Origin of the sequence: Bradyrhizobium genosp. SA-4 str. CB756 (assembly GCF_000473125.1) — a bacterium.
Lineage (GTDB): Bacteria > Pseudomonadota > Alphaproteobacteria > Rhizobiales > Xanthobacteraceae > Bradyrhizobium > Bradyrhizobium arachidis.
Genome location: NZ_KI421499.1, coordinates 3,742,524 through 3,762,890, shown reverse-complemented (window position 1 = coordinate 3,762,890; position 20,367 = coordinate 3,742,524). Strand labels below are relative to the sequence as shown.

24 protein-coding genes are annotated in these 20,367 nt (G+C 64.2%); 17 read left to right on the top strand and 7 right to left on the bottom strand.

Annotation, left to right across the window (positions count from 1 at the left end; all coding sequences use genetic code 11):
• Window positions 1-80: 80 nt before the first annotated feature.
• Window positions 81-455, bottom strand: a complete 375-nt coding sequence (locus BRAGE_RS0118610; protein WP_027557509.1) for an MmcQ/YjbR family DNA-binding protein — start codon at window positions 453-455, stop codon at window positions 81-83.
• 69 nt (window positions 456-524) lie between these two features.
• Between BRAGE_RS0118610 and BRAGE_RS0118605 the strand changes: the two genes are divergently transcribed.
• From BRAGE_RS0118605 to BRAGE_RS0118595, 3 genes are all read left to right on the top strand, one after another.
• Window positions 525-1,076, top strand: coding sequence for a carboxymuconolactone decarboxylase family protein (locus tag BRAGE_RS0118605; RefSeq protein WP_027557510.1), 552 nt, complete (start codon window positions 525-527; stop codon window positions 1,074-1,076).
• A 125-nt stretch (window positions 1,077-1,201) separates the two neighbouring features.
• A complete protein-coding gene (locus tag BRAGE_RS0118600) occupies window positions 1,202-1,825 on the top strand; it encodes a PadR family transcriptional regulator (protein WP_027557511.1) in 624 nt (207 codons plus the stop codon).
• An 8-nt stretch (window positions 1,826-1,833) separates the two neighbouring features.
• A complete protein-coding gene (locus tag BRAGE_RS0118595; protein ID WP_027557512.1) occupies window positions 1,834-2,478 on the top strand; it encodes an O-methyltransferase in 645 nt (214 codons plus the stop codon).
• On the opposite strand, the gene BRAGE_RS0118590 is transcribed toward BRAGE_RS0118595, so the two are convergent.
• Entirely contained in the window at window positions 2,459-2,692 is a 234-nt protein-coding gene (locus BRAGE_RS0118590; RefSeq protein WP_027557513.1) for a tautomerase family protein, read from the bottom strand. The genes BRAGE_RS0118595 and BRAGE_RS0118590 overlap by 20 nt on opposite strands.
• Before the next feature lie 27 nt (window positions 2,693-2,719).
• Window positions 2,720-3,460: an SDR family oxidoreductase gene (locus BRAGE_RS0118585; RefSeq protein ID WP_027557514.1), complete on the bottom strand. Its 741-nt coding sequence runs from the start codon at window positions 3,458-3,460 to the stop codon at window positions 2,720-2,722.
• 104 nt (window positions 3,461-3,564) lie between these two features.
• Here BRAGE_RS0118585 and BRAGE_RS0118580 point away from each other — a divergent pair, with 104 nt between their 5' ends.
• The 9 genes from BRAGE_RS0118580 (at window position 3,565) to BRAGE_RS0118540 (ending at window position 13,124) form a co-directional block, all read left to right on the top strand.
• Window positions 3,565-4,458, top strand: a complete 894-nt coding sequence (locus BRAGE_RS0118580; protein ID WP_027557515.1) for a LysR family transcriptional regulator — start codon at window positions 3,565-3,567, stop codon at window positions 4,456-4,458.
• Window positions 4,459-5,305: 847 nt separating this feature from the next.
• Window positions 5,306-6,961, top strand: a complete 1,656-nt coding sequence (locus tag BRAGE_RS0118575) for an acetolactate synthase large subunit (protein ID WP_027557516.1) — start codon at window positions 5,306-5,308, stop codon at window positions 6,959-6,961.
• A gap of 271 nt (window positions 6,962-7,232) precedes the next feature.
• Complete coding sequence (locus BRAGE_RS48840) at window positions 7,233-9,059, top strand: chloride channel protein (protein ID WP_051377935.1); 1,827 nt, start codon at window positions 7,233-7,235, stop codon at window positions 9,057-9,059.
• Window positions 9,060-9,083: 24 nt separating this feature from the next.
• The gene (locus tag BRAGE_RS0118565) at window positions 9,084-9,431 is read left to right on the top strand and encodes a Lin0512 family protein (RefSeq protein ID WP_018646107.1); all 348 of its coding nucleotides are present in this window, start codon (window positions 9,084-9,086) and stop codon (window positions 9,429-9,431) included.
• Between the two features lie 6 nt (window positions 9,432-9,437).
• Complete coding sequence (locus BRAGE_RS0118560) at window positions 9,438-10,130, top strand: GNAT family N-acetyltransferase (protein WP_027557517.1); 693 nt, start codon at window positions 9,438-9,440, stop codon at window positions 10,128-10,130.
• A 74-nt stretch (window positions 10,131-10,204) separates the two neighbouring features.
• A complete protein-coding gene (locus BRAGE_RS0118555) occupies window positions 10,205-11,389 on the top strand; it encodes a serine hydrolase domain-containing protein (protein ID WP_027557518.1) in 1,185 nt (394 codons plus the stop codon).
• A 22-nt stretch (window positions 11,390-11,411) separates the two neighbouring features.
• A complete protein-coding gene (locus BRAGE_RS0118550; RefSeq protein ID WP_027557519.1) occupies window positions 11,412-12,077 on the top strand; it encodes a DUF429 domain-containing protein in 666 nt (221 codons plus the stop codon).
• 118 nt (window positions 12,078-12,195) lie between these two features.
• Window positions 12,196-12,339: a hypothetical protein gene (locus BRAGE_RS55930; protein WP_167336515.1), complete on the top strand. Its 144-nt coding sequence runs from the start codon at window positions 12,196-12,198 to the stop codon at window positions 12,337-12,339.
• Window positions 12,340-12,419: 80 nt separating this feature from the next.
• Complete coding sequence (locus BRAGE_RS0118540; protein ID WP_027557520.1) at window positions 12,420-13,124, top strand: glutathione S-transferase family protein; 705 nt, start codon at window positions 12,420-12,422, stop codon at window positions 13,122-13,124.
• Window positions 13,125-13,126: 2 nt separating this feature from the next.
• On the opposite strand, the gene BRAGE_RS0118535 is transcribed toward BRAGE_RS0118540, so the two are convergent.
• The 3 genes from BRAGE_RS0118535 to BRAGE_RS0118525 all read right to left on the bottom strand — a co-directional run bounded on the left by BRAGE_RS0118535 (window position 13,127) and on the right by BRAGE_RS0118525 (window position 15,122).
• Window positions 13,127-13,909: a sulfite exporter TauE/SafE family protein gene (locus BRAGE_RS0118535; protein ID WP_027557521.1), complete on the bottom strand. Its 783-nt coding sequence runs from the start codon at window positions 13,907-13,909 to the stop codon at window positions 13,127-13,129.
• Window positions 13,910-13,912: 3 nt separating this feature from the next.
• A complete protein-coding gene (locus BRAGE_RS0118530; protein ID WP_027557522.1) occupies window positions 13,913-14,545 on the bottom strand; it encodes a TetR/AcrR family transcriptional regulator in 633 nt (210 codons plus the stop codon).
• 205 nt (window positions 14,546-14,750) lie between these two features.
• Window positions 14,751-15,122, bottom strand: a complete 372-nt coding sequence (locus tag BRAGE_RS0118525) for a tRNA-binding protein (protein ID WP_027557523.1) — start codon at window positions 15,120-15,122, stop codon at window positions 14,751-14,753.
• Window positions 15,123-15,225: 103 nt separating this feature from the next.
• Between BRAGE_RS0118525 and BRAGE_RS0118520 the strand changes: the two genes are divergently transcribed.
• Window positions 15,226-15,579, top strand: a complete 354-nt coding sequence (locus BRAGE_RS0118520) for an ArsC family reductase (RefSeq protein WP_027557524.1) — start codon at window positions 15,226-15,228, stop codon at window positions 15,577-15,579.
• Between the two features lie 24 nt (window positions 15,580-15,603).
• Here BRAGE_RS0118520 and BRAGE_RS0118515 read toward each other — a convergent pair whose 3' ends face one another.
• Complete coding sequence (locus tag BRAGE_RS0118515; RefSeq protein WP_027557525.1) at window positions 15,604-16,278, bottom strand: hypothetical protein; 675 nt, start codon at window positions 16,276-16,278, stop codon at window positions 15,604-15,606.
• A 319-nt stretch (window positions 16,279-16,597) separates the two neighbouring features.
• Between BRAGE_RS0118515 and BRAGE_RS0118510 the strand changes: the two genes are divergently transcribed.
• From BRAGE_RS0118510 to BRAGE_RS0118495, 4 genes are all read left to right on the top strand, one after another.
• A complete protein-coding gene (locus tag BRAGE_RS0118510; RefSeq protein ID WP_027557526.1) occupies window positions 16,598-17,353 on the top strand; it encodes an ABC transporter ATP-binding protein in 756 nt (251 codons plus the stop codon).
• Window positions 17,346-18,092: an ABC transporter ATP-binding protein gene (locus BRAGE_RS0118505; RefSeq protein WP_027557527.1), complete on the top strand. Its 747-nt coding sequence runs from the start codon at window positions 17,346-17,348 to the stop codon at window positions 18,090-18,092. Before BRAGE_RS0118510 ends, BRAGE_RS0118505 begins: the two co-directional genes overlap by 8 nt.
• A gap of 113 nt (window positions 18,093-18,205) precedes the next feature.
• Window positions 18,206-19,429 carry an ABC transporter substrate-binding protein gene (locus BRAGE_RS0118500; protein ID WP_027557528.1) on the top strand — a complete coding sequence of 408 codons (1,224 nt, stop codon included), beginning with the start codon at window positions 18,206-18,208 and terminating at the stop codon, window positions 19,427-19,429.
• Window positions 19,430-19,503: 74 nt separating this feature from the next.
• Window positions 19,504-20,367 (top strand): branched-chain amino acid ABC transporter permease, encoded by an 864-nt coding sequence (locus tag BRAGE_RS0118495; RefSeq protein WP_027557529.1) that lies wholly within the window; start codon window positions 19,504-19,506, stop codon window positions 20,365-20,367.

Sequence of the window (20,367 nt, the reverse complement as noted above, 5' to 3'; positions counted from 1 at the left end):
ATCCACGATGGTCAGTATATCGGGGAAGGATGAAAGCTCAATGTCGCCGGGCGTGGCCGGTCGGCTGCACGCGGAGATCGTCATGCGGGCCCGGTCTGCGGCGACGCAAGCCCAAGCTCCTTGCGCAGCTTCTTCGAGAGCCTTGCGACGATCAAGGCATGGGCCTGCGCCAGATACGCCGCGAGCTCGGCATCCGGCAGCGCGTTGTTGCTGACGAGCTGCACCCATTTCGCCCGCGCCAGATAAGGCGCCGGGCGTGCCAGGCCATGCTCGATCAGCATCGCGTAGGCCATGTTCGAGACCTTGAACATGTAGCCGCCGGAGCGCGCGGCAAAGCCGCCGCCGAGCGCGAACATCTTGCCGCCAACCTTGAACACGGACGTGCCTTCCCACTGCACCACCCTGGTGACGGCGGGCAGGCGGAGGCAGCGTGCTTCAAATGTCCTGGGTGTCATGCGATCGCGTCCGATACGCGAGGCGAGCCGTTATGGCAGGATGCGCGTTCCAACGAAGGATGAATTGCCATGTCGCGCGTTTCAATCAAGGCCAGGGACGATCTGCCGGAGATGCTGAGGCCGCTGTGGGACAAGATGACGACCTACGGTGCGTTCGAGAACCAGGCCGGCGTCATGGCCCACCGCGCGCCGATCTTCAAGCACATGTGGTCGCTGCTGGTCGATCTCGCCGAGGAAGGCAACATATCGAAGCGCCATCTCGAGCTGGCACTGGTCACGGTCTCGCTGCTCAACAAATGCGATTACTGCGTCTCGCACCACGCGCCAAAGCTGGCGGTACAGGGCGTTTCGGAGCAGGGCGCCGCTCACCTTCTCGACTACAAGGATCATCCCGAGCTCGATGAACTCGACAAGCTCGTCGTCGAATATTCCATCGCCGTCACCAACAACTGGAACAGGACGCGCGACGAGATCTTCGGCCGTCTTCGTGCGCATTTTTCAGAAGCCCAGATCGTCGAGTTGACCTGGCGCATCGCGCTCTGCGGTGCCTTCAACCGCTTCAACGACATTCTCCAGCTCGAGGTCGAGCAGGGCGTTCCTCACAGCCAAGCCGCGGAGTAATCGCGAGCGGCCACGCCGGCCTCGGCGGGACCGGCGCGTTGCGGCGGCCGATCACGGATTTGTGGGTTGCGGCTGGACTATCGCAAACTATATCGTAAGATATGTTTTACAAAAGGACGTACGATATGCGCCACGGACGAGACCACAGAGATTTCCACTTCGGGCACTTCGCCCACTTCGCCATGGGCCGGCATGGCGGCGGTCGGCGCTTCGGCCGCGGCGGGCACGGTTTTTTCGGGCGCGGCGGGGATGATTTCCCCGGCGCGCGGCGGCTGTCCTCGCAGGACCTCCAGCTCGTCATCCTGGCGCTGCTCGCCGAAAATCCCGGGCACGGATACGAGCTGATCAAGATCATCGAGGAGCGCTCCGACGGCTTCTACACGCCGAGCCCGGGCGTGATCTATCCGGCGCTGACCTATCTTGAGGAGGTCGGCCACGCGCGCGTCGAGCAGGATGGCGGCCGAAAGCTCTACAGCATCACGCCGCAGGGCGAGGCGCATCTGGCCGAGAACCGCGCGACCGCTGACGCCATCCTTCAGGCGCTGTCGCGGATCGGACGCCGCATGGACGAGGTGCGCGAGGCCTTTGCCGGCATCAGCGATCTCGACGCGGATGCCTCGGACGAATTGCACCGTGCCCGCCACAATCTCAAGCGCGCGCTGCGCACCAAGCACGGCAGCGACTCCGCCGAAGCACGCCGGATCGCTGCGATCCTGGATCGTGCCGCGGCGGAAATCCTCGGCAAGTGAGGCCGCAGATGAACGATCGGCCTCACAGCCCAATCCAGGACCCGCGCGTCAACGCCGTCATCGCGCGCCTGCAAGGCGCGCGGCAGCGGCCATCGGGCGGCGGGCCGCGCGGCGCCTCTGGCAGCCGCGATCCCCACGCCTATGCCGAGCAGGGCTTTTCGATCCATCCCGAGCAGGGCGAACTGATCTACCTGCTTTGCCGCGGCCTGCGCGCCAAGCGCGTGGCGGAGTTCGCGACATCGGTCGGCATGTCCACGCTGTATTTCGCGGCCGCCATCCGCGACAATGGCGGCGGCACCGTGATCGGCTCGGAGATCGTGCCGGCCAAGGTCGAGACCGCGAGGCGCAATCTCGCCGAGGCGGGTCTTGCCGACTATGCCGAGATCCGACAAGGCGATTCGCGGCAGACGCTGCGCGATCTCGGCGGCCCCGTCGACTTTGTCCTGATCGACGGCTGGCCGGGCGAAGGAGGTCCCTCGCTCGCGCGCGAGGTGATCGAGATCGTGGTGCCGCAGCTTCAGGTCGGCCGCTATGTCATGAACGACAACGCCGAACCTGATTATCTCGACTTCATCCGCGATCCGGAGAACGGCTTCGTCTCGATGACGCTGCCGCTCAAGGGCGGCACCGAGCTCAGTCTGAAGCTGAAGTAACGACGTCGCCGGCGCGATACGCCTCGGGAACCACGAACACCTCGTCGGCGCGGCCGTAGCCGCCGTCGGGCACCTCCTCGATCAGCACCATCGTGTGCGGCCGCGCCGCTTCGCCGAAATAATGGACGAACAGCGCGGTGAGGTTATGCACGATCTCCGTCTTCTGGCTCCGCGACAGCGCGGCCTGCGGGATCTTGATGTTGACGAACGGCATGATGGTTCTCTCTTTTGTGTGTGGTGGTCAGATCACGCCGCCATTGGCGCGGATGATCTGGCCGTTGACCCAGCCGCTGTCGCGGCCGGCGAGGAAGGCGACGATGCCTGCGATGTCGTCGGGCTGGCCGAGGCGGCCGAACGGGTTCATGGCGGCGATGGCGCGCACCTGCTGCTCGCTCTTGCCCTCCAGGAACAGCCGGGTTTCGACCGGGCCGGGCGCGACAGCGTTGACGGTGATCTGCCGGCCGCCGAGCTCCTTGGCGAGGATGTGCGTCATGGCTTCGATCGCGGCCTTGGTCGCGGCGTAGACGCCGTAGCCGGGCTGGTAGAGGCCGATGACGCTGGAGGAGAAGCTGACGATGCGGCCGCCCTCGCGCAGCCGCCGCGCTGCTTCGCGCAAGGAGCGGAACACGCTGTCGAGGTTGATCGACGTCTGTCGCGCGAACGCTTCGTCGGTCACCTCGGCGAGCGGGCCGAGCTCCATGATGCCGGCATTGTTGACGAGGATGTCGACGCCGCCGAAGGCCTGCTCGGCCGCATCGAACAGCCGCGCCGGCGTTGCCGGATCGGCGAGGTCTGCCTGCACGGCGATGGCGCGTCCGTCTGCGGCCTCGATCTCGGCCACGAGCGCATCGGCGGCATCGCGGCCGCTGGCATAGTTGATCGCAACCGCAATCCCGTCCTGCGCCAGCCGGCGGGCGATCGCCGCGCCGATGCCGCGGGAGCCTCCGGTGACGATGGCGGAGCGCTGATGTTGGTTGGTCATGGCGGCTCTCCTCGATGTTGATGAGGGCGAGAATAGCTGGTCGCTGTGTCCGGATAATCACCCAATACTTGCCATCACTTGTCGGTTGTGGTGAACAATCGACCATGGACCGCTTTGACGCCATGCGCCTGTTCGTCCGCCTCGTCGAGCGCCGGAGCTTTACGGCTGCGGCTGCCGACCTCGGCATTCCCCGCTCAACGGCGAGCGAGGTCTTGCGCGGGCTCGAAGCGCGCCTCGGTGCGCGCTTGCTGGAGCGGACGACGCGGCACGTCACGCCGACGCTCGACGGCGAGGATTTTTACCGCCGCTGCGTCGCCATCCTCGCCGAGGTCGAGGAGGCGGAAGCCGCGATGCGGGATGCGCAACCCCGCGGCCTGCTCCGCATCGACGCGCATCCCTTGCTGACCCGCACCTTCATCCTGCCGCATCTGCCGGAATTCCTGGCGCGCCATCCGCAGCTCGAATTGCAGATCGGGCAGGGCGACCGCTTGGTCGATCTCGTGCGCGAAGGCATCGATTGCGTGATCCGGTCTGGCCAGCCCGACGACAGCGGCATGATCCTGCGCCGTCTCGGCACGGTCGCGGAGATCACGGTGGCGAGCCCGGCCTATCTCGCACGCCACGGCATGCCGGCGACGCCGGATGCGCTCGACGGGCATCAGATGGTCGCCTTCCTCTCTTCGCGCACCGGCGACGTGCTGCCGCTGGAATTTTCCGTCGCCGGCGCGCTGCGTCATGTCGTGCTGCCGAGCCGGGTGCGCGTGAACAATTCCGACACCATGGCCGATCTCGCGCGGCTCGGCTTCGGCCTTGCGCAGGCGCCCCGCTATCGCTTCGCCGATGATCTCGCCAGCGGCGCGCTGGTCGAGGTGCTCGCCGATTATCCGCCGTCGCCGACGCCGCTCTCCGCGCTCTATCCGCAAAATCGTCAGCTAGCGCTGCGCCTGCGCGTCTTTCTCGACTGGATATCCGGCATCTTTGCCGCGGCGAAGCTGTGAGGGGCTGTAAGATCTAAGGCTACGAGATATTGCGTTGCCCGTCGGGCAAAACACCCAAACCATCGGTCAACGCCGCGCGCCAAAAATATTCCACTTTACCGAAATTCGGAAATCGCGTATGTGTCGCCGCAACCCGGCCCAAGGAAGAGGGGCGTATCGCGATCGTCACGAACGTGGGCTGGGCGGCGGTGGGCGTGGGGCACATCGGCGCGAGAAGCTTCGCAGGGCGGGCGACCGTGAGCGAGAGCGTCCGTGCCAACGACAGGTGTGGGTCCGCGTACGGCCAAATCGTGTCGTCCTGACGCCCGGGGTCTGTGCGTCAAGTCTTGCGGTGATGTGTGCTGTCCAACCGGATACGCGCATCAGCCATCCGCAAGGCGACGGGGGCAATAGTGCATCGCTCCCCGGGGAGAGCACGACATACGCCGTTCCAACCACTGCGCAGGGAAGGCCGGATGTTTGGCTTCACCTGTATGCCGCTGTGCAGATTCTTTGTTGCCACCTTTCGCACAGTGGACCGCGGGTGCCCGCCGGCACCCGGTCTTCCCTGCGCCCTCTTTCAATCGAGGGTGAGGTATCGAGGCAAAGCTCGGGCGAAATGCGCCGCGAGGATGCGAAGGTGTGTCTGGGAGGCCGTAGGATGGGTAGAGCACTTGCGAAACCCATCGTTTTCGGCGCGAGGAAGCGTTGATGGGTTTCGCTTCGCTCTACCCATCCTGCGAAGCGCGTGCAGGAATGCACGACGCAAGACGGATTACGCTTCATTGTGAGTTGTGCATATGCCCCAGACCGCTACCATGCGATCGCTTCCGTGGAACACGGGAGCACAGCAGCAAGCGGAGGCGACATGAGCAAGCAGGACCAAAAAGTGAAGGGATCGGACCTGTTTGTCGCGGCGCTGGAGAACGAGGGTGTCGATCGCATTTTTGGCGTGCCCGGCGAGGAAAATCTCGATCTCGTCGAATCGCTCCGCACCTCGAAGATCCAGTTGATCCTCACCCGCCACGAGCAGGCCGCCGCCTTCATGGCCGCGACGCATGGGCGGCTGACCGGCAAGCCCGGCGTGTGTCTCTCGACCCTCGGCCCCGGCGCGCTCAACCTGTCCACCGGCGCGGCCTATGCGCATCTCGGCGGGATGCCGATGATCCTGATCACCGGCCAGAAGCCGATCATGAGCAGCCGGCAGGCGCGCTTCCAGATCGTGGACGTGGTCGCGACCATGAAGCCGCTGACAAAACTGTCGCGGCAGATCGTCAGCGCCTCCTCGATCCCGACCGTGGTGCGCGACGCGTTTCGCGTGGCGATGGAGGAGCGGCCCGGACCGGTGCATCTCGAATTGCCCGAGGACATCGCCGGCGACGAAGTGCCTGCGGCCCCCGTAATCCCGGTTCATCCGATCGAGATCCCGGTCGCCCATCGCGGCGCGCTCGACCGTGCCGCCGAGATGATTTTGGCCGCAAAGCGTCCGCTGGTGATGATGGGCGCTGCCACCAGCCGGCCGCGCTCGACCCACGGCATCGCCAGCTTCGTGCGGCGGACTGGCATTCCCTTCTTCACCACGCAGATGGGGAAGGGCACCGTGCCCGGCGGCACCAATCTCTACATGGGCACCGCGGCGCTGTCCGAACGCGACTACGTCCACGACGCCATCGACGCCGCCGACCTGATCGTCGCGATCGGCCACGACCCCGTCGAGAAGCCGCCCTTCATCATGGGCCCGTCGGGGCCGAAGGTCATTCACGTCAGCTACACGCCGGCGAGCGTTGAACTTGTCTATTTCCCTGATGCCGAGGTCGTCGGCGATGTCGGCCCGAGCCTGGAGCTGCTCGCCGATCGGCTCGAAGGCAAGCTGCCGCAGGCGGCGGCGTTGCTGCCGCTCCGCGAAGAGATTCTCAATCACATCGCCGACCGTGCCACCGAGGCGCGCTGGCCGCCGACGCCGCAGCGCATCGTGCACGACATCCGGCAGGTCATCCCCGAGAACGGCATCGTCGCGCTCGACAACGGCATGTACAAGATCTGGTTCGCGCGCAACTACCGCACCCGCGTCGCCAACACGCTGCTGCTCGACAACGCGCTGGCGACCATGGGCGCCGGCCTGCCGTCGGCGATGATGGCGGCCATGCTCTATCCCGACCGCCGCGTGCTCGCGGTCGCCGGCGACGGCGGCTTCATGATGAACAGCCAGGAGATGGAGACGGCCGTCCGCCTCAAGCTCAATCTGGTCGTGCTGGTGCTCGAGGACAACGCCTACGGCATGATCCGCTGGAAGCAGGCCGTCGATCATTTCGCCGATTACGGCATGACGTTCGGCAATCCGGATTTTGTCCTCTACGCCAAGGCCTATGGCGCGAAGGGACATCGCATCGAGAGCATCGACAGCTTTGGTCCGACGCTGGAGGCGGCGTTCAGGGAAGGCGGGGTGCATCTGGTCGCGATCCCGATCGATTATTCGGAGAATGTGCGCGTGCTCGTCGACGAGTTGCGGGCGCGGGAGAAGTAGGTCACGAGGGACTAGGCCTTCCATGGTTCGAGACGCCCGCTTTGCGGGCTCCTCACGATGAGGGTTTGACATCTCGCCACGAACACGAACCATCCTGAGGAGCCCGCAAAGCGGGCGTCTCGAAGGATGTGCCACAACGGGATTTTTGCCTCACTTTCCGGGATTTAGGGTCTGCCCGATCTAGAGGCCGGCGAATACCTGCCATTCCTTGATATATATCGTGCCACGATATATTGGCTGGCGCGAGCAATCCTCCCGAATAGAGCAATTCATGCGCCAGACCCTGGACATCACCGGCGGGCTCCCGCGTCCTCGCGGCAAGCCCGGAGACTTCACCGCCGACCGCCGTGTGCTGGTCTTGATCGGCATGGCCCTGGTGGTCGGCAGCCTTGGGGCAGGGGCCGCCTGGGTGCTGCTGAAGCTGATCGCGCTGGTGACCAACCTGGTCTGGTTCGGCCATGTCAGCACCGAGAACGTCTCGCTGGCGAACGCCCATCCGGGGCTCTGGATGGTGCTGGCACCGGCGCTCGGCGGTCTCGTGATCGGCCTGATGGCGCGGTTCGGATCGGAGAAGATCCGCGGCCACGGCATCCCCGAGGCGATCGAGGCGATCCTGATCGGCGGCAGCCGGATGCAGCCGAAGGTCGCCATCCTGAAGCCGCTGTCCTCGGCGGTGTCGATCGGAAGCGGCGGGCCGTTCGGTGCCGAAGGCCCGATCATCATGACCGGCGGCGCGATCGGCTCGATCTTCGCGCAGTGTTTTCATCTCACCGCCGCTGAGCGCAAGACGCTGCTGGTCGCGGGCGCGGCGGCCGGCATGACGGCGATCTTCGGCACGCCGATCGCAGCGGTCCTGCTCGCCGTCGAGCTATTGCTGTTCGAATGGAAACCGCGCAGCTTCCTGCCTGTGGTGACCGGCGCCGTGATCTCGGCCGCCTGGCGTCCGCTGCTGTTCGGGACGGGGCCATTGTTTCCGTTCGCGGAACGGCCGGACCTTCCCTGGTGGGGCCTCGCAGCTGCGATCGGCGTCGGCATCGTGGCCGGCCTGCAATCTGGACTGATGACGCGGCTGCTCTACGCCATCGAAGATTTGTTCGACCATCTGCCGTTGCACTGGATGTGGTGGCCGATGCTCGGAGGCTTGATCGTCGGCCTTGGTGGACTGATTGATCCGCGCGCGCTCGGTGTCGGCTATGACGTCATCGCCGATCTGCTCTCCGGCCACATGGTGCGCGACGAGGCGATCCGGCTCTTGCTGGTGAAATCCGCGATCTGGGTGATCGCACTGGGTTCGGGCACATCAGGCGGCGTGCTGGCGCCGCTGCTCATCCTCGGCGGCACGGCGGGCTGGATGGAGGGACTTGTGCTTCCAGGTGGCGCATCATTCTGGGCGCTGGTCGGCATGGCCGCGATGATGGGCGGCACGATGCGCTCGCCGCTGACCGGCGTGATGTTCGCCATCGAGCTGACCGGCAATATCGACATGCTGCTGCCGTTGCTGGCGGCGACCGGGGCGGCGCACGCCGTCACGGTGCTGTTGCTGAAGCGATCGATCCTGACCGAGAAGATCGCGCGCCGCGGCCAGCACATCACCCGCGAATACGCGATCGATCCGTTCGAGCTGATGCGCACCGCCGATGTCATGGTCACGAAAGTCGACACGCTGCCCGTCGACATGCCTATCGACGAAGCGGTCACGTTCTTCACCTCGGATCAGCGCCGTCACAAATCCTATCCCGTGGTCGCCGCCGACGGACGGCTCACCGGCATGGTGACCCGTGCTGACGTGCTGCGCTGGCGCACCGAGGGCGATCACCACGCCGCAACGCTCGACGACGTCGTCTCGGACACATCGGCCGTGGTGGCACATCCCGACGACGTGCTGGGCCGGGTCGCCGATCTCATGGTGGCCTCCGATCTCGGGCGTTTGCCGGTGGTCGATCGCGCTAGTCATCGTGTGGTGGGCCTCGTCGCGCGCAAGGATTTGCTGCGCATTCGCGCGGTCGTGAACGCGCAGGAGGAGGACCGCAGTGCATATTTCCTGCGCGAAAAGGCGCTTGTGCGGGAGGCGCGGATCGCAGAAGGTCAGCCCCTCTGAACTCCAGCACTGACAGGAATGAACATGACACGTGTTCGCTGCGTTACCGAGATGGGCATGGGCGTCGACGTTCACGGCAGGGACGCCACCAAGGCAGCGAAGCGCGCGGTGTCCGATGCCATCCGGCATTCGAGCCTCGGGTTTTTCCGGATGATCGGCAAGACCGCGAACGACATGTTCGTCGATGTCACGATCGGCGTGCCCAATCCGGAGGCCGTGGACAAGGAGGCCGTTGCCAAGGAGCTGCCTTACGGCACCGTGACCGTCACCGCGGTCAAGGGCGGGCTGGAGATTCCCTCGGCCACGGAAGTGGCCAACGACCCCATCCTCATCGCCAATGCCGCCGTCATCGTCAGCTTCGACAAGGACTAGGGTCCGGTGTCTGACCGCGATGAGGCGCTGCTGGATCGCCCGATCTGGAGCGCGCTGACGACGAGCCAGAAGCATCTGGCGGAGGGCGGTGCGCGCGCGCTGCGCTATCCCCAGGACATGACGCCGTTCGCCGACATGGTGGACATGTCGGAAGCGAGCTTCGCCGCGCTCGGTGATTTGATGTCGGGCTCGCAGGTCGCCGCGCTGTTCACGCCCGAGCCGGTCGACGTTCCCGCCGGCTTCAAGGTCGTGCTCGCCGAGACCGGCGAGCAGATGATCGGCTCGCCCGCCGACAGCCCGCTGCGCGATGCCGAGATCGTCACGCTGGGAGCTGCTGACGTTCCCGCCATGATGGCACTGACGGAACTGACCAAGCCCGGGCCTTTCGCCGCGCGGACGCACCAGCTCGGCACATTCCTCGGCATCCGCGCCGGCAACGAGCTGGTCGCGATGACCGGCGAGCGGATGAAGCCGGGAAAGTTCGTGGAGATGACGGCCGTCTGCGTGCATCCCGACTATCGCGGGCGCGGCTACGCGCAGGCGCTGCTTGCGGCGGTCGCGCGCCGGATCGAGGCGCGCGGCGAGATTCCGTTCCTGCACGTGTTTTCGAACAACACCTCGGCCATCGCGCTGTACCAGCGGCAGGGCATGCGCATCCGGCGACAGCTCCACGTCACCGCGCTGATGAAGCAGGGATGATCGCCCTTCAGGGGCGGTCTTCATTTCCAGCGAAAGCGCGCTATATCCATCCCCAACCATCATTGGGGGGACACATGGACGCCAGGACACCTGATTTTTCCGCCGCGCGGACTGCGATGCAGCGCTACGTCGATCAGGAGATCATTCCCGGAGTATCCTGGGCGGTGCTGCGCGGCCGGGAGGTCGTCGACCAGCAGTGCGTCGGCTTCGCCGATCGCGAGGCGAACACTGTGTTGCGTCCCGACCACATCTTCCGTGCGTTTTCCAACACCAAGATCTTCGTCACCTGCGCGATCATGCTGCTGGTCGAGGAAGGCCGCATCGGGCTCGATGACCCGATCGAGAAATGCCTGCCGCAGCTTGGCAACCGCAAGGTGCTCAAGCAGGGCGCGACGAGCCTTGCCGATGTCGAGCCGGCAAAAAGTCCGATCACGATCCGCCAGCTTCTGACCCATACCTCCGGCCTCAGCTACGGCATCTTCGATCCCGGTACGGTGCTGTTCAAGGGCTATAACGAAGCGCGCGTGCTCAATCCGCTGACGCCGCTCGCCGACATGATCGACAAGCTCGCCGATCTGCCGCTGTCCTATCATCCCGGCGCTGGTTGGGAATATTCGGTGGCGACCGACGTGCTCGGCCGCGTCGTGGAGGTGGTGTCGGGCAAATCCCTCGATGCCTTCCTTAAGGCGCGCATTTTCGATGCCCTGGGCATGACCGATACCGGCTTCCATGTGCCGGAGGCGCAGCAGGGCAGGCTGGTGGCGCTCTACAACGGCGCCGACGTGCTCGATCCCATGAAGCCGGGCCTGACGCGGGCCGACAATCTGCCTTACCCGCAGGCCTATCGGCAGCCGTTCCCGCGGCTGTCGGGCGGCGGTGGTCTGGTCTCGACCTTGCCTGACATGCTGGCGCTGGTCCGCGCGCTGCTGCCGGGCTCGGATGCGCTGCTCAAGCCCGACACGCTGCGGCTCATGATGACGAACCAGTTGCCATCGGGGCAGACCATCCGCTTTGCCAATCTCGGGCCGATCCCCGGCAAGGGCTTTGGTCTCGGCGGCGCTGTCACCTTCGCGCCGACGCCCTTTGATCCGCCAAATTCCGTTGGCGAATTCCAATGGGGCGGCCTCGCCGGCACTCATTGGTGGATCTGCCCGGAGGCCAACACCGCCGGCGTGCTGATGGCCCAGCGCTACATGGGTTTCTGGAATCCGTTCTTCTTCGAATTCAAGCGCCTGGCCTATCAGGCCGTCGGAGGCTGACCGCGAATTCATTCGGTATGACGTGTCCAACTATCTCGGCCTCGACGGGTTTCGCTTTGGCTGGGTCGCAGCCTGGATCGACGAGCGCGGCGAGCACGGCTTCGATTACTCACCCGGTCTGACGCGGTTGCTCGCGATGCCGCATGCGCGCGCGATGATCGACATGCCGATCGGATTGAAGCCGAGCGGCTACCGGGCCTGCGATTTGCGCGCACGCGAGCTCGTTGGCCCCGCCGTGTTTCTCGGCGCGCGCCGTGACCTCTGGACGTTTCCCGACATGGCGACGGCCAATCGCCACTACTGGGAGCATGAGGGCAAGGGCAGGGGTGTGTCGGCGCAGCTCTGGAACATCAGGGACAAGATCAGGGACGTCGATGCGATCATCACGCCGGCGCGGCAGGCGGCGATCGGCGAAGCGCATCCGGAATTGATTTTCTGGAATCTCGCTGGCCGCGTGCGGCTTGCCAGGAAGACATCTGCGGAAGGCCGCGAGCAACGCATCGCGCTCCTGGCGCAACGCGGCTTCACCCGCCTGCCAAAATGGCTGACGCAGCGGCATGGCACCGGCATCGGCCGTGACGATCTGATCGACGCCTGCGCCTGTGCGGTCGCGGCACGCGACAGCACGCAGCGTGTGGGTGGCGAGGAGGTCGATCCGCGCGGGTTGCGGATGGAGATCAATTATTGAGACGCCTCGCGGCACGGCCATCGATCGGGAAAAAGCGGCAATTTATTTGACGCATATAGGAACTGCCTGTGGTCGGACCGCGTTCCCTGTGCGAACCGATTATGGAGAATTCCTCGCGATGAATGATGCCAGTCAATTCGCGACCGCGATGCTCGCGCTCGTCTTCACCGGGGCGCTTCTCGTCACCGGGCAGCTCTTCATCGAGCGGCGCGCGCAGCACGACGTGGTGTACGCAACCAGCCATTTGCTCCGACCATTATGATCCGGCCAACTGCCCGGCCTTGCGCCGTTCGCCGTCTCGCCTAGATTAGGCGGCGTCTCACGAACGCAGCCGGGGTCCCGATGTCCGATCTGTCCGCCTTTCCCATCACCAAGCGCTGGCCGGCCGAGCATCCCGAGCTGCTCCAGCTCTATTCGCTGCCGACGCCGAACGGCGTCAAGGTCTCGATCATGCTGGAGGAGATTGGGCTGCCATACGAGGTGCATCTCGTCGACTTCGGCAAGGACGACCAGAAGACGGCGGAGTTTCTCTCGCTCAATCCGAACGGCAAGATCCCGGCGATCCTCGATCCCAATGGCCCCGGCGGCAGGCCGCTGCCGCTGTTCGAGTCCGGTGCCATCCTGCAATATCTCGCGGAGAAGACCGGCAAGCTGCTGCCGCAGGACGCCGCGCGCCGCTACCAGACCATTCAGTGGGTGCATTTTCAGATGGGCGGCATCGGGCCGATGTTCGGCCAAGTCGGCTTCTTCCACAAATTCGCCGGTAAGGATTTTGAGGACAAGCGACCGCGCGATCGTTACGTCAGCGAGGCCAAGCGTCTGCTTGACGTGATGGAGACGCATCTCTCCGGCCGGCAGTGGTTCATGGACGATGATTACACCATCGCCGACATCTCCATGCTGGGCTGGGTGCGCAATCTCATCGGCTTTTACGGCGCCGGCGATCTCGTCGAGTTCAATCAATTCAAGTCGGTCGGCGCCTGGCTTGAACGCGGGCTGGCGCGCCCGGCGGTGCAGCGCGGGCTGAACATTCCGAAGCGGCCGTGAGGTCAGCTCAGCGCCTTGTACGCCATGTAGAGCGCCATCAGCGAGACGAGGGCGATCATGGCCCGGCGCAGCGCCGATTTGCTGACGCCGTTGGCCATGCGCGCGCCGAGGTCGGTGCCGATCCACAGGCCGGCAACGATGCCGATGATGGCCGGCCAGCCGACCATCAGCCCTTTGCTCCAGTAGATCCAGGCTGCCGGAATGTTGGTCGGGATCACCGAGAAAATCAGGCTGACAAGTTGCGCCTGATGTTGCGGCACGCGCAGGCCCGCGGCGAGGCCGACGGTGATCGCGAGCCCGCCGCCGATGCCCATGAAGCCGGAGGAAAATCCGGCGAGCATGCCGATGAGGAGCAGTGGCAGCCAGGGCAGTTCATTGCCGTCACCGGCCTTGATGCCGTCGTCCTTGCGCTCGCGGCGCAGGATCAAAAGCGCGATCAACGCGACGAGATAGACCACGTAAGTCCATTGCAGAACAGAGTCCGAAACCGACGCCGCGGCATAGCCGCCGCCCACGCCGCCGACCAGAAATCCAGCGCCGATCCAAATGATCCATTGCAGCGGACTGCGATTGCCGCTCTGCCAGTAGCGGCGCGCGCCGGCGAGGCCGGTTGGGGGGATTTGCGTGATCAGCGATGTGCCCTGGGCAACGTGTTGCTCGGCCCCGAGCAGCAGCACGGAGAAGATCACGAGGCCGCCACCCGGGCTCGTGCCGGTGAAGCCCGATGCCAACCCTGCGACCAGACCGACGCCGGCGCCGGCGAGGAGTTCATGAATCCAGGACATCGGTCATGCTCTGGTTCGTCGCTTCACGTCCGGCTTCGTGGTGCGGAAGCCATCGATCACGCCAGCAACGGCCGCCATGCAGGCCTCGACGTCAAAATCCTCGCCCCAGCACTTCTGCAGCACAAAGCCCTGGAAGATCGCGATCAGCACACGCGCGATCGCGTCGGCGCCGAGATCGCGCTTGATCAGCCCGTCGTGCTGGCCGCGTTCGACCAGTGCCACGATCAGGGCACGCGGCATGTCGATGCCTTCGACGACGCTGATACGGACGCGGCGGTTGCGCAGCGCTTCGGCCCAGCCATGGATGCCGACGCGTCGCCGCGCTTCGCCGGCAGGGTCGGAGAGCCATTGGGCGTAGACGCGGACCAGCGCGCGCAGGCCTTCGATCGGATCGCCCGATCCTTGTGCGACAGAGTTGAGAACGGCCTCGCGGCGATGCCGGTCGTCGGCCAGCGCCTCGATCAGATCGTCCTTGCTCTGGAAGTAGAGATAGACCGCGCCGTGGCTCAGCCCCGACCGCTTCACGATGTCGGCCATGCCGGTCTGGTGGAAACCGTCCTCGGCGAAGCAGGTGAGGGCAGCCTCCAGAATCTGCTGCCGCCGGCCTTCGCGCTGCTTGTCGCTGATCTTGGGCATCTTGACCGTCCGTAAATAACTGACTGATCGATCGTTTTAGCTGTCGGCGGGGTGTGACCCAAAAAAGGTCGATCAAAATAAAAAACGATCGATCAGTCATTTTTATTGCCAAGCTGCACTTTGGTCAAGTCCGACCCGCCAGAGCCGGGAAAAGAGGAGGATTATTCGGTTGCGAACGCGGAGAGGCGATGGCCTGGCCCGGCTGCTAAAACAGCCGCCCGCCGTTCGGCACTGGCTTGCTCGGCTGCACCAGCACCACCTTGCCGTCGGCATCAGGGAAACCGAGCGTCAGCACTTCGGAGACGACCGGCCCGATCTGGCGCGGCGGGAAATTGACGACGGCTGCGACCTGTTGTCCGACCAGCGTCTCGAGCGGGTGGTTTTCGGTGATCTGCGCCGAGCTCTTGCGCACGCCAATCACAGGTCCGAAATCGATCCACAGCCGAAAGGCCGGCTTGCGCGCCTCCGGGAACGGCTTTGCGTCGACGATGGTGCCGACACGGATGTCGACCGCGAGGAAGCTGTTGAAGTCGATGGTCGGCGAGGCGGCCGCTGCGGAATCGTGGGTGACGTGCATAGGATGTCCGTTGGGCGAGTTGGCGTCGTTCGCAATATTGTGGCGCGACGCGGAGTTTCGTACAACGCCGTGGTCACGATACGACGCATGCGCGGGGGACGTCTTGCCCAACATCATCTATGGCATCAAGAACTGCGACACCATGAAGAAGGCGCGCGCCTGGCTCGATACCCACGGCGTCGCGTATGAATTCCATGACTACAAGGTGGTGGGCGTCGAGAAGGACAAGCTCAAGCAGTGGAGCGACAAGGTCGGCTGGGAGACGCTGCTCAATCGCGCCGGCACGACTTTCAAGAAGTTGCCCGATTCCGACAAGGAAGGCCTCACCGAGAAGAAGGCGCTGGCGTTGATGCTAGCGCAACCATCGATGATCAAGCGGCCGGTGCTGGAGATCGGCGGCAAGCTGCTGGTCGGCTTCAAGCCGGACATCTATGCCAAGGACGTCAAGACCAAATAGGTCGACGCCCGATCTCTCTGGGCGTCAGTTCAGCTCGATGATCTCGGTGGTGACGCCGGGCTGATCGACGAACTCGACCACGTCGGCCGCCGCAATGCGGCCGGGGGCACGATGAAACAGGTCGCAGTCGATCACCGCGCGCAGCTTCGGGCGTGGCAGCGCGTCATTTCCGCGCATCAGATTCTTGATCTCGAAGCCGCCGTCCTCGCAGAAGGTCTTGAGCGAGGCGATGACGTGGCAGATCTTGCCGTCGGTCTGGAACGGCAGCAGCAGGCGCTCATAGGCTACGACGCGGCCGTAGATGTCGTCGACATCGGCAACGCTGTAGACCGGAAGTCCGCGCGCGACGCATTCGTAATAGATCGGCATCACGAACGGCACGAGTCGTGGCCCGATATAGTCGTCGAGCAGAACGCCCTTGCCGGTATGTCCGTAGGCGCGCGAGATGCGAGTGCCTTCGCTCTGGATGGTCAGCCGCGGCGTCGGAGCTGAGCTGTCCACCGTGTAATAGATGAGATCGGACAGCTCGTCCTCGAGTCTTGCCGGCTGATACTCCCAGATTGCCGGCACCATCTGCTCGCGCGCATAAAGTCGCAGCCACGTGTTCAGGAGATCACGCTGCCGGATCGACTTGACGACGGAGGGAGCAGCACTTGAGAAATCCAAAACAATATTCCCGGCATGTAAAAGCCCGCACATGATCCATGTTGCGGGAAAATTTTCTATGAAGGCTGGCGCGGGGAACGAAAGACCGTTAACGACGGCTTGATGACCGGAGCTTTCGCGAACCGGGAGGCCGGGCAGGCGGCATCAAAACATCTCCGACTAAGGGAGCATTTGTATCCCAGCCGGAGGCCTGATCTGCTCAGCTTTCCGCCTTGCCTAACCCCCGTCACCTCCGGCATATTCCGCGCCCGGAGGCGGCGTTCCGGGACAGGCTCCAAGGCCTCCGGAAAGCCGAAGTAAACAAGGACAGCCACGCGCGACCAGCGCGTCGTGCGGGCAGGGGGAAATCTGTTTGGCCGATGAGTTCATTCTCGAAACGGAAGGCTTGACCAAGGAGTTCGCGGGCTTCTTCGCCGTCCGCGATGTTGCGCTCAAAGTCCGCCGTGGGAGCATTCACGCGCTGATCGGCCCGAACGGTGCCGGCAAGACGACGTGCTTCAATCTTTTGACCAAGTTCCTGAAACCGTCTGCCGGGAAAATCCTGTACAAGGGCCAGGACATCACCGCGATGGCGCCGGCCGACGTGGCCCGCATGGGCCTCGTTCGTTCGTTCCAGATCTCGGCGGTATTTCCGCATCTCACCGCACTGGAGAACGTCCGAGTCGCGCTCCAGCGCCAGCACGGCTCCTCGTTCGATTTCTGGCGCTCGAAGTCCGTGCTCAACCGCTTCAACGACCGCGCCCGCGAGCTGTTGAACGATGTCGGCCTCAGCGAGTTTGCCAATACGCCCGCGGTCGAGATGCCCTACGGGCGCAAGCGCGCACTTGAGATCGCAACCACGCTCGCGCTCGACCCCGAGATGATGTTGCTGGACGAGCCGATGGCCGGCATGGGCCACGAGGACATCGACAAGATCGCGGCGCTGATCAAGCGCATCTCCGCGAAATACACCATCCTGATGGTCGAGCATAATTTGAGCGTCGTCGCCAACCTTTCCGACATCATCACCGTGCTGACGCGCGGGCAGGTGCTGGCGCAGGGCCATTATGCCGAGCTCACCAAGGACGAGCGCGTCAAGGAAGCCTATCTGGGAGCCGGTCATGCCTGAGACTGCGATGGCCGAAGCTCCGGCAAAGGCCGCGACCGGCGGCAACATCCTCCAGGTCCGCAACCTCGAAGCCTGGTACGGCGAGTCCCACATCCTGCACGGGATCAACTTCGACGTGAATGCCGGCGAGGTGGTCACCCTGCTCGGGCGCAACGGCGCCGGCAAGACCACCACGCTGAAGTCGATCATGGGCATCATCGGCAAGCGCGCCGGCTCGATCAAATTCAACAACCAGGACATCATCCGCGCGACCTCCGACAAGATCGCCCGCATGGGCATCGCGTTCTGTCCGGAAGAGCGGGGGATATTCTCCAGCCTCGACGTGCGGGAGAATTTGTTGCTGCCGCCGGTGGTCCGCGCCGGCGGACTGCCGCTCGAGCAGATATTCGATCTGTTTCCGAACCTGAAGGAGCGGCTGAACAGCCAGGGCACCAAGCTGTCCGGCGGCGAGCAGCAGATGCTCGCGATCGCGCGCATCCTGCGCACCGGCGCGAGCTTCCTGATGCTGGACGAGCCGACGGAAGGTCTTGCGCCCGTCATCATCCAGCAGATCGGTCACACCATTGCGCGGCTCAAGAAGGAGGGCTTTACGATCCTCCTCGTCGAGCAAAACTTCCGCTTCGCCTCCACCGTCGCCGACCGCTACTACGTGGTCGAACACGGCAAGATCATTGACGGATTTTCCAATTCGGAGCTTGCCGCCAACATGGACAAGCTCCACACCTATCTCGGTGTCTAGAGCATGATCAGGATGGGGAGAGCCGCGTTAGCACAAAGTGTGTAGCGGTTTTCCGAAGAGATCGTGCTCAAACCGAAGAACGGCCAACGAGAAAAATTCAAAAGGAACGTTGCATGAAGACCAGGTCGATTGCGTCATTGCTGCTGACCACCGCGCTCACCTTCGCCGCAACAGGCGTCGCATTTGCGCAGGACAAGACCGTCAAGATCGGCGCGCTGTCCGATCAGTCGGGCCTCTATGCCGATCTCGGCGGTCCCGGCTCGACGCTCGCCGCGCAGATGGCCGTTGAAGATTCCGGTCTTGCGGCGAAGGGCTGGAAGATCGACATCATCTCCGGCGATCACCAGAACAAGCCCGACATCGGTACCGCGATCGCGCGGCAGTGGTTCGACGTCGACAAGGTCGACGTCATCGTCGACGTGCCGAATTCCGGCGTGGCGCTCGCCGTCAACAACGTCGTCAAGGAGAAGAACGGCGTCTACATCAACTCGGGCGCGGCGACCTCCGACCTCACCAACGCGCAGTGCTCGCCCAACACCGTGCACTGGACCTACGACACCTACATGCTGGCCCACACCACGGGCCAGGCGCTGGTGAAGGCCGGTGGCGACACCTGGTTCTTCCTGACCGCCGACTATGCGTTCGGCGCAGCGCTCGAGCGCGACACCACCGCCGTCATCACCGCCAACGGCGGCAAGGTCGTCGGCGGCGTCAAGCATCCGCTGAACACGCCGGATTTCTCGTCCTTCCTGCTCCAGGCCCAGGCCTCCAAGGCCAAGATCATCGGCCTTGCCAATGCCGGCGGCGACACCACCAACTCGATCAAGCAGGCGGCCGAATTCGGCATCGTCAAGGGCGGCCAGAAGCTCGCGGCGCTGCTGTTGTTCCTCACCGACGTCAAGGCGATCGGCCTCGAGACTGCGCAGGGCCTCAACTTCACCGAGACCTTCTATTGGGACATGGACGACAAGACCCGGGCCTTCTCCAAGCGCTTCGCCGACAAGATGAAGAACAACGCTCCACCGACCATGGTGCAGGCGGGCGTCTATGCGGGCGTGCGCCACTACCTCAAGGCGCTGGAAGCGCTCGGCGGCAATTCGCATGACGGCGTCAAAGTCGTCGAGAAGATGAAGTCGATGCCGACCGAGGACGATCTGTTCGGCAAGGGCGAGATCCAGCCCAATGGCCGCACCATCCACAACGCCTATCTGTTCGAGGTGAAGAAGCCCTCGGAGTCCAAGGGACCGTGGGACTTCTACAAGCTCGTCGGCACGGTGCCGGGCGACCAGGCCTTCACGCCGCTCTCCGAGAGCAAGTGCGCGCTGTTGAAGAAGTAAGATAACGGCCCGCAGGCCTTAATGGCCTGCGGGCGACTTTCAGGGGAACGCCGAAGGGACCGGGTGCGGGATCGATGCAGGCTCTATACGCTCAGCTACTGGTGGGACTGATCAACGGCTCGTTCTACGCGCTGCTCAGTCTCGGGCTTGCCGTGATCTTCGGCATGCTCAACATCATCAATTTCGCCCATGGCGCGCTCTACATGATGGGCGCATTCGTCGCCTACTTCCTGCTCAACCTCGGCGGCATCAACTACTGGTGGGCGTTGCTGCTGGCCCCCATCATCGTCGGCATCTTCGGCATGATCCTGGAACGGACCATGCTGCAATGGCTGACCGGGCTCGATCACCTCTACGGCCTGCTCCTGACCTTCGGCATCGCGCTGATCGTGCAGGGCGTGTTCCAGAACTATTTCGGCTCCTCCGGCCTGCCTTACGCCATTCCGGACCAGCTCAAGGGCGGCATGAATCTCGGCTTCATGTTCTTGCCCGTCTATCGCGGCTGGGTGGTCATCTTCTCGCTGGTGGTGTGTCTGGCCACCTGGTTCCTGATCGAGAAGACGCGGCTCGGCGCTTACCTGCGCGCCGCCACCGAGAATCCGACGCTGGTGCGCGCCTTCGGCATCAACGTGCCGCGCATGATCACGCTGACCTACGGTCTCGGCGTCGGCCTTGCCGCGCTCGCCGGCGTGCTTTCGGCGCCGATCAACCAGGTGCGGCCGCTGATGGGCGCCGACCTGATCATCGTGGTGTTCGCGGTGGTCGTGATCGGCGGCATGGGATCGATCATGGGCTCCATCATCACCGGCTTCGCGCTCGGTGTGATCGAGGGCCTGACCAAATATTTCTACCCCGAGGCCTCCAACACCGTCGTGTTCGTGCTGATGGTGCTGGTGCTCTTGGTGAAGCCAACGGGATTGACGGGAAGGGCGGCCTGA

What these genes read in the sequence shown, in the direction of transcription:
- BRAGE_RS0118610 (WP_027557509.1), bottom strand. Translation starts at nt 455, where the DNA reads ATGACACCCAGGACATTTGAAGCACGCTGCCTCCGCCTGCCCGCCGTC.
- BRAGE_RS0118605 (WP_027557510.1), top strand. Translation starts at nt 525, where the DNA reads ATGTCGCGCGTTTCAATCAAGGCCAGGGACGATCTGCCGGAGATGCTG.
- BRAGE_RS0118600 (WP_027557511.1), top strand. Translation starts at nt 1,202, where the DNA reads ATGCGCCACGGACGAGACCACAGAGATTTCCACTTCGGGCACTTCGCC.
- BRAGE_RS0118595 (WP_027557512.1), top strand. Translation starts at nt 1,834, where the DNA reads ATGAACGATCGGCCTCACAGCCCAATCCAGGACCCGCGCGTCAACGCC.
- BRAGE_RS0118590 (WP_027557513.1), bottom strand. Translation starts at nt 2,692, where the DNA reads ATGCCGTTCGTCAACATCAAGATCCCGCAGGCCGCGCTGTCGCGGAGC.
- BRAGE_RS0118585 (WP_027557514.1), bottom strand. Translation starts at nt 3,460, where the DNA reads ATGACCAACCAACATCAGCGCTCCGCCATCGTCACCGGAGGCTCCCGC.
- BRAGE_RS0118580 (WP_027557515.1), top strand. Translation starts at nt 3,565, where the DNA reads ATGGACCGCTTTGACGCCATGCGCCTGTTCGTCCGCCTCGTCGAGCGC.
- BRAGE_RS0118575 (WP_027557516.1), top strand. Translation starts at nt 5,306, where the DNA reads ATGAGCAAGCAGGACCAAAAAGTGAAGGGATCGGACCTGTTTGTCGCG.
- BRAGE_RS48840 (WP_051377935.1), top strand. Translation starts at nt 7,233, where the DNA reads ATGCGCCAGACCCTGGACATCACCGGCGGGCTCCCGCGTCCTCGCGGC.
- BRAGE_RS0118565 (WP_018646107.1), top strand. Translation starts at nt 9,084, where the DNA reads ATGACACGTGTTCGCTGCGTTACCGAGATGGGCATGGGCGTCGACGTT.
- BRAGE_RS0118555 (WP_027557518.1), top strand. Translation starts at nt 10,205, where the DNA reads ATGGACGCCAGGACACCTGATTTTTCCGCCGCGCGGACTGCGATGCAG.
- BRAGE_RS55930 (WP_167336515.1), top strand. Translation starts at nt 12,196, where the DNA reads ATGAATGATGCCAGTCAATTCGCGACCGCGATGCTCGCGCTCGTCTTC.
- BRAGE_RS0118540 (WP_027557520.1), top strand. Translation starts at nt 12,420, where the DNA reads ATGTCCGATCTGTCCGCCTTTCCCATCACCAAGCGCTGGCCGGCCGAG.
- BRAGE_RS0118535 (WP_027557521.1), bottom strand. Translation starts at nt 13,909, where the DNA reads ATGTCCTGGATTCATGAACTCCTCGCCGGCGCCGGCGTCGGTCTGGTC.
- BRAGE_RS0118530 (WP_027557522.1), bottom strand. Translation starts at nt 14,545, where the DNA reads ATGCCCAAGATCAGCGACAAGCAGCGCGAAGGCCGGCGGCAGCAGATT.
- BRAGE_RS0118525 (WP_027557523.1), bottom strand. Translation starts at nt 15,122, where the DNA reads ATGCACGTCACCCACGATTCCGCAGCGGCCGCCTCGCCGACCATCGAC.
- BRAGE_RS0118515 (WP_027557525.1), bottom strand. Translation starts at nt 16,278, where the DNA reads ATGTGCGGGCTTTTACATGCCGGGAATATTGTTTTGGATTTCTCAAGT.
- BRAGE_RS0118505 (WP_027557527.1), top strand. Translation starts at nt 17,346, where the DNA reads ATGCCTGAGACTGCGATGGCCGAAGCTCCGGCAAAGGCCGCGACCGGC.
- BRAGE_RS0118500 (WP_027557528.1), top strand. Translation starts at nt 18,206, where the DNA reads ATGAAGACCAGGTCGATTGCGTCATTGCTGCTGACCACCGCGCTCACC.
- BRAGE_RS0118495 (WP_027557529.1), top strand. Translation starts at nt 19,504, where the DNA reads ATGCAGGCTCTATACGCTCAGCTACTGGTGGGACTGATCAACGGCTCG.